Source organism: Trichlorobacter sp. (assembly GCF_030247655.1).
Lineage (GTDB): Bacteria > Desulfobacterota > Desulfuromonadia > Geobacterales > Pseudopelobacteraceae > Trichlorobacter.
Genome location: NZ_JAOTRZ010000153.1, coordinates 1 through 7121 on the forward strand (window position 1 = coordinate 1; position 7121 = coordinate 7121).

General features: G+C 52.9%; 6 protein-coding genes and 1 riboswitch. Of the genes, 5 read left to right on the forward strand and 1 reads right to left on the reverse strand.

Translation table 11 applies throughout. The annotated features are described in order from the left end of the window. From zupT to OEL57_RS12105, 4 genes are all read left to right on the forward strand, one after another. Positions 1-811 (forward strand): zinc transporter ZupT (gene zupT, locus OEL57_RS12090; RefSeq protein ID WP_300740784.1); only part of this gene is annotated, 811 nt, incomplete at its 5' end. A gap of 75 nt (positions 812-886) precedes the next feature. Beyond that, positions 887-1065: riboswitch (cobalamin riboswitch) on the forward strand. Positions 1066-1354: 289 nt separating this feature from the next. Then, the gene (locus tag OEL57_RS12095; protein WP_300740785.1) at positions 1355-3361 is read left to right on the forward strand and encodes a ribonucleoside triphosphate reductase; all 2007 of its coding nucleotides are present in this window, start codon (positions 1355-1357) and stop codon (positions 3359-3361) included. Positions 3362-3541: 180 nt separating this feature from the next. Then, complete coding sequence (gene nrdD, locus OEL57_RS12100) at positions 3542-3700, forward strand: anaerobic ribonucleoside-triphosphate reductase (RefSeq protein WP_300740786.1); 159 nt, start codon at positions 3542-3544, stop codon at positions 3698-3700. A gap of 238 nt (positions 3701-3938) precedes the next feature. Further along, entirely contained in the window at positions 3939-4520 is a 582-nt protein-coding gene (locus OEL57_RS12105; RefSeq protein ID WP_300740787.1) for an anaerobic ribonucleoside-triphosphate reductase activating protein, read from the forward strand. Here the strand turns inward: OEL57_RS12105 and OEL57_RS12110 are convergent. Continuing rightward, positions 4517-4918: a Fur family transcriptional regulator gene (locus OEL57_RS12110; protein ID WP_300740788.1), complete on the reverse strand. Its 402-nt coding sequence runs from the start codon at positions 4916-4918 to the stop codon at positions 4517-4519. The two genes, OEL57_RS12105 and OEL57_RS12110, sit on opposite strands and share 4 nt — an antisense overlap. Positions 4919-5065: 147 nt before the next feature. Between OEL57_RS12110 and OEL57_RS12115 the strand changes: the two genes are divergently transcribed. Next, positions 5066-7114, forward strand: coding sequence for a TonB-dependent receptor (locus OEL57_RS12115; RefSeq protein ID WP_300740789.1), 2049 nt, complete (start codon positions 5066-5068; stop codon positions 7112-7114). Positions 7115-7121 lie beyond the last annotated feature (7 nt).

Consider the following 7121-nt stretch of genomic DNA (forward strand, 5'->3'; position numbering starts at 1 on the left):
TGCCAAGCGGACCAACTACCGTTTTTTATCTGTTGCAACCGGTTTTTCAGCCGGAGTGATGCTGTACGTCTCCTTTGTGGAGATCTTTGTCAAAGGCACTGATGCTCTGGTCAAGGTCTATGGGAATTATTGGGGACATTGGGTAAATGCCGCCGCTTTTTTTGGTGGTATGCTGCTGATCGGCCTGATTGATAATCTGGTGCCTGCAGCTGAAAACCCTCATGAAACCCATTCAGAAGAAGAGATTGCACCACTGCATAATCCTGCTGCCCCGTTACCTGATTTTACTGATGTCAACCGTCATGTTCTGGGTGATCACCAGCATAACCAGCAACATACCAAACTGATGCGGATGGGTCTGTTTACTGCCCTGGCCATAGGTATCCACAACTTTCCCGAAGGTCTGGCCACCTTTCTGGCAGCCCTGCAGGATCCTAAACTCGGGGTGGCGATCGCCATTGCCGTGGCCCTGCATAATATCCCGGAAGGTATCTCTGTCTCAGTGCCGATCTTTTATGCCACCGGTGACCGGAAAAAAGCCTTTATCTACTCGGTCTTAAGCGGCATGGCTGAACCGGTTGGAGCCGTTCTTGCCTATCTTGCACTACTGCTGTTTACCGGCGGCAATACCGGTGCCATACCGTCTCAGGTGTTGGGCGTGCTTTTTGGCGGTGTTGCCGGGATCATGGTCTACATCAGTCTGGATGAACTGCTGCCCACCAGCCGGGCCTATGGCAAGGGGCATGACAGCCTGTTTGGGCTGGTGGGCGGTATGCTGGTGATGGCGTTAAGCCTGCTGTTGATGAAATAGAAACTGGGGACTTGACTCTATATATTGTGTTGTGATAGAAATTGGCCACTACATATTCCGTTGTTTGTTGGCGGAAGCAAAATACACGATCAACGGTGCCCGCAAGGGCTTGATAGGGAAGTGAGGTGTAAATCCTCCACGGACCCGCCGCTGTAAGCGACGACAAAGGGTAACAACCACTGACTGACAAAGTTGGGAAGGTGCCTGGAGGATGACTCGCAAGTCAGAAGACCTGCCTTGATCTTAATATGTAGGTAACTCTCCGGGGACTGGGAGTTGGCACAAGATCAGGCGACTTTAAATTCGGAAAGTCCGCATGCTGCGTAAGGCAGCTGCGGACTTTCTTCGTTTAGATCTACTCTCCCCGGACTCCCAAAAAAATTGAAACGGCTTTTACCGCAGAGGACGCAAAGGACACAGAGGAAAATCAAAAGACCTTAACCTGTTTGGGTAACGGGTAGCTTGAGAGATTTTCTGTTGTTACTCTGCGAGCCTCTGAGTCCTCTGCGGTGAACTGCTTTTTCGGATTAAAGGAGTCAGACCATGATAACACAGACCGCTTCAGCACCCGTTTCCGTCCTCAAACGCGATGGCCGCCGCGTCCCGTTTGAAGCATCCCGCATCCAGTCCGCCATCCAGCGGGCAGGCAAGGCCACTGCAGAGTTTGGCGATGATGAGGCAAATCTGATCACCAGTCAGGTGCTGAAGGTGCTGCGTCATCGTTTCCCTCTGGAACCACCCACCATCGAACAGATTCAGGATGTGGTAGAGCAGGCCCTGATATCGGCTAATCATTTCGGTACCCTGCGGGCTTATGCGGTTTACCGTGAACAACGTAGCCGCCTGCGTCAGGATCGCAAGACCGTGGTGGATGTAACCGCCTCGGTTAACGAATATCTGGACCAGAGCGACTGGCGGGTCAGCGCCAATGCTAATCAGGGCTATTCCCTGGGCGGTTTGATCCTGAACCTGTCCGGCAAGGTGATTGCCAACTACTGGCTGAGTCAGGTCTATCCGCCGGAAGTCGGGGAGGCGCACCGTGATGGCAGTGTCCATATCCATGATCTGGACATGCTGGCCGGTTACTGTGCCGGCTGGTCGTTACGGATGTTGCTGACCGAGGGGTTTAACGGTGTGCCTGGCAAGGTGGAGGCTGGACCGCCCAAACATCTTTCCAGCGCGGTGGGGCAGATTGTTAACTTTCTGGGAACCCTGCAGAATGAATGGGCCGGGGCCCAGGCCTTTAGCTCCTTTGATACCTATCTTGCACCGTACCTGCGTAAAGACCGGCTTACCTATGACGATGTCAGGCAGCAGATGCAGGAACTGATCTTTAACCTGAATGTGCCGTCCCGCTGGGGCACCCAGACCCCCTTTACCAACCTGACCTTTGATTGGACCTGCCCGGATGATCTCAAACAGCAGGTGCCGGTGATTGCCGGTGAGGAGATGCCGTTTACCTACGGTGATCTGCAGGCTGAAATGGACCTGATCAACAAGGTCTATATTGAAGTCATGACCGCTGGCGATGCCAAGGGACGGGTTTTTACCTTTCCGATCCCCACCTACAACATCACCCCGGACTTCCCCTGGGAGAGCGAGAACGCTGAGCTGCTGTTTACCATGACCGCCCGCTACGGCCTGCCATACTTCCAGAATTTCATCAACTCAGAGCTGACCCCCAACATGGTCCGCTCTATGTGCTGCCGCCTGCAGCTGGATCTGCGGGAGCTGCTGAAGCGAGGCAACGGCCTGTTCGGCTCAGCCGAGCAGACCGGTTCATTGGGGGTGGTTACCATCAACTGCGCCCGCCTGGGGTATCAGCACCAGGGGGATGAGGCTGGCCTGCTAAACCGGCTTGACCAGCTGCTGGAGATCAGCCGCACCAGTCTGGAGATCAAGCGCAAGGAGATTCAGCGCCACATGGATAACGGCCTGTTTCCCTACACCAAACGCTATCTGGGCACCCTGCGTAACCACTTCTCCACCATCGGGGTCAATGGCATCAACGAGATGATCCGTAACTTTACGGGCGATGCCGATGATATTACCACGCCAACCGGGCATGGGCTGGCGGTTCGGCTGATGGATCACCTGCGGCAGCGGATGGTGGAGTTTCAGGAACAGACCGGCCATATGTACAACCTGGAGGCCACGCCGGCAGAAGGCACCACCTATCGCTTTGCACGGGAGGACAAAAAACGGTTCCCAGTGATCATTCAGGCAGGCAGTACAGAAGCACCGTACTACACCAACTCATCCCAGCTTCCAGTCGGCTTTACCGATGACCCGTTTGAGGCGCTACAGCGTCAGGAAGAACTACAGCGCAAGTACACCGGTGGCACGGTGCTGCACCTCTATCTGGGGGAGCAGGTCTCCAGTGTGGATGCCTGCAAGCAGCTGGTCAGGCGATCGCTGGAGCGGTTCCGGTTGCCGTACATCACCATCACCCCAACCTTTTCCATCTGCCCGAAACATGGCTATTTAAGTGGCGAACACCAGTTCTGCCCGTTGTGTGATGAAGAGTTGGCGCGGAAACAAGCTTATTAATAACAGCTTTACCACAGAGGTCGCAGAGGATCACAGAGTAAAAACGAAAGGGTAATAAACGGTTTTGTGATGAAACAACACGATAATTTTATGTTATTTCATTGCACTCCTCTGCGTTCCTCTGTGCCCTCTGCGGTGAGCTGATTTTATTCAACCCACATAAGCAGAAAGGAAATCACCATGAACAGCAAACAACAACAAACTACAATCCCCCAGGAACAACGCCAACCCTGCGAGGTCTGGACCCGCGTAATGGGCTACCACCGTCCAGTGGCATCGTTTAACACCGGCAAAAAGTCTGAGTATGCCGAGCGGAAATTTTTTTGTGAGTCACGCTAGTACGGCTTAACATCTAAAATCAACCCACCCCGGCCCTCCCTTCTCAGGGAGGGAGCAAAGCTTGGAGGGGGTGGTTGCTGCCAGTTACAAAAAAAACAGGGCATTTTGTGATGCGTCTTGTTTGAAATTAGGTAGTTATGCAACAATTCCGGCCGGCCGGAATTGTGCTTGAGAGATGATGCTTTAAAACCGGTAAGAAATCAGAGTATGCCGAGCAACAGTTTTTCAAGGAACAACCATGCTCAACATCGGCGGACTAACTCCCTTTACCACCATTGACTACCCTGGCAAGCTGGCGGCAGTGATCTTTTGTCAAGGTTGTTCCTGGCGCTGCAGCTACTGCCACAACCAGCATCTGCTAACAACCGGACAACGGGGTGAGATTGCCTGGGAAGAGGTTCTGGTGCTGTTGGAACAACGTCAGGGGCTGCTGGATGCGGTGGTGTTCAGCGGCGGTGAACCAACTCTGCAGCCTTCATTGCCGGATGCCCTTGTTGCGGTGCGGCAGTTGGGGTTTCTGACCGGGCTACATACCGGTGGATCGTTTCCTGATCGGCTGGCCGCCTGTCTGCCCCACCTGGATTGGGTGGGGATGGACCTGAAAGCCCCCTTTGATTGTTACGATAAGATTACTGGCCTTACCGGTAGCGGCACGGCTGCAGAACAAAGCGCGATGTTGTTGCTGGAAAGTGCTGTGGTCCATCAGTTTCGCACCACTGTTGATCCATTTTTATTGCAGGAGGGGCGCATTGAGAAGTTGAAGCAGATGGTTGCAGGGTGGGGTGAGCAGCTGGTACTGCAGGAGTGCCGTCCTGATTAACTGTTCTTGATTTCCGGCAAAACCTGTTCAGCATTACAAGTGGGACAGATCCCACTTAGAAACAGTTCATGTTCCTCAACCACAAACCCTTCGGGGGCAATCCGGTCTGCTGAAACCGGACATCCTGAAAGGCAAAACAGGTGGTTGCAGGAGTGGCAGTGGAAATGATGGTGATGCTCCATGCCGGTACGTTCATACACAGTTCCAAGTGACGGATGGTTGATCTGACTCAGCCATCCTTTTTCTACCAATGCCTTCAGGTTACGGTACACCGTTGCCTGATTCAATGACGCAACCATAGCACGTCCCTGGGCAAGAATGTCCTCAATCCCCAGTGGACGATTCTGCTGCCTGAAAACCTCCTGAATAGCCTCCCGCTGCGATGTTTTTCTTTTCATGGTATCTTCCTGATGACTTTGCAAATCAATTTGCAGTAACAGATTGACCTTGTCATGCGAACCGTGCTAATGCAAGCACATTTGCATTAGTATTATTTCATGGATATGGTGTCACTGTACACAAACTTGCAGGGAGAGGGAAGAGCCATGAGCTATTATCAGATGCAACTGCCTGTTATTGCGGCCGCCTTACTTGCTTCAACCACAGTTCATGCAGTTGAGGGGGACAAGGGCCTGTTGCGCCTTGAGACCATTGTGGTGACAGCTTCGCCGGAATCAGAGGACAAACAGAAGATTGAAGAGCGGACCTTGCGTACTCACAAGGTTGTGGATCTGGCCGAGATACTTTCTGATGAACTGGTGGAAGTGCAGATGATCCGTAAAAGTGGCTACGGCAACGAGGTATCCATGCGCGGCTTTGGACAGGAAAACCTGAAAGTCATGCTGGACGGTGGTACTCTGGAAGGGGCCTGTGGCAGCCGTAAAGACCCGTCACTATCGCATATCAATATGCTGACGGTGCAGGATATTCAGATTCAGCAGGGGCCGTTTGATGTGACCCGGCCCGGTTATCTGGGCGGGTATGTGGACGTTATCACCAGAAAGCCGCAACAGGCATTCAGTGGTGAATTGTTGGGCAAGGCAGGCAGTTTTGATTACTACAGCGGCGGTTTCAGTGTTACCGGCGGCGGTGACAAGGTGCAGGGGCTGCTGGGCTTCAACTATTCAGAATCAGGTCAGTATCAGGATGGCAGTGGCAAGCGGCTCTGGCAGGTACGCCAGGGAATGGCAGCTCCGTACAGTCTGAGCGGTCAGCAATCCAAAGCATTTCAGAAAGATGATCTGTGGAGTAAGCTACAGATTACACCTACTGCAAACCAGACCATTCTGCTTGAGCATACCTACGGCAAGGCCAACGATATTCTCACCCCCAGAGTTGCCTTTGATATTGAAAAAGAGATTACCCAGATGAGCAAGGCAAGTTGGGAGGTCCGTAATCTTGGCTCCTGGTCGAAAAAATTGTCTCTTTCGTTCTACCGAAACGATGTTGAGCATAATCCGTACCAGGGGCTGCGCACGGTTGCCGCACCTAAAAACAATATCGCTTCTCGAGTGATAACCGGCGGCGGGGTCCAGAATATCACCGATGCCGGATTTGCAACCTTTACCTACGGCCTGGATACGCTCTATGAAGACTGGTGGGCAGATACCTATAACAGCCTGAATGGTGTCAAGGTCAACGACAGCCTGATCCCGTCGGTCCGCAGTCTGAACCTGGGTGGTTACCTGCAGGCGGAAAAACAGTTTGAGCGTGTGACTGTTGGGGCAGGCATCAGGGTGGACAGTCTGACCCAGGAGGCCCACGAAAACCTGCAATTTACCAAAACAGTTACCAGCACGAACCGCAAGACCGATACCCTGGTGGGTGGTCAGCTATCACTTAAATACTATCCAACCGATCAGATCACGCTGTTTGGCGGGGTAGGGCGCAGCTACCGCACCCCCACCGGCACCGAGCGTTATCTTCAGGGTAGTTCAACCTTTTACGGCAATCCTAACCTGAAACCGACTGCCAACACCGAACTGGACGTCGGGGTTAAGTTTGATCACAAACAGTGGAAGCTACAGGTGAAGGGCTTCTATTCAGAACTGACCGATTTTATCTACCAGCAGGTAAGCGGCGGGGTGCAGAGTTACACTAATATTGATGCTTACCTGTGGGGCGGGGATATTAAAGGATCAGTTCAACTACCGGTTGATTTTTCACTGGATGCTGGTGCGGCCTGGCAGCAGGGACGTAAAAAAACACGCCCGGCCAATAATTACAGTGACAATCTGGGGCAGATCGCTCCGCTCAAGACCCGCATGGCCCTTAACTACAACAATGCCGAGCCCTTTGGACAGAAAGACACCGGTCTGTTCGGCACCTTCGAGTGGGTACACTCCAACGCCGCAACAGAGATTGACAACTACGCCGGTGAAAAATCACTGGGGGCCTGGGATGTCTTTAACCTGCGGCTGGGCTACCGGTATCGCTTTGTTACCCTCAATGTCGGGGTAGACAACCTCTTTGACAAAATCTACACCTCTGCCAACTCTTATGAGTGGGATGTGGTGGGCGGCACCGGAGCTAATCCGGCAATAGTGAACGAACCTGGCCGGTTTGTGTACGGCAGCCTCAGCTTTAAATGGTGATTAAAGT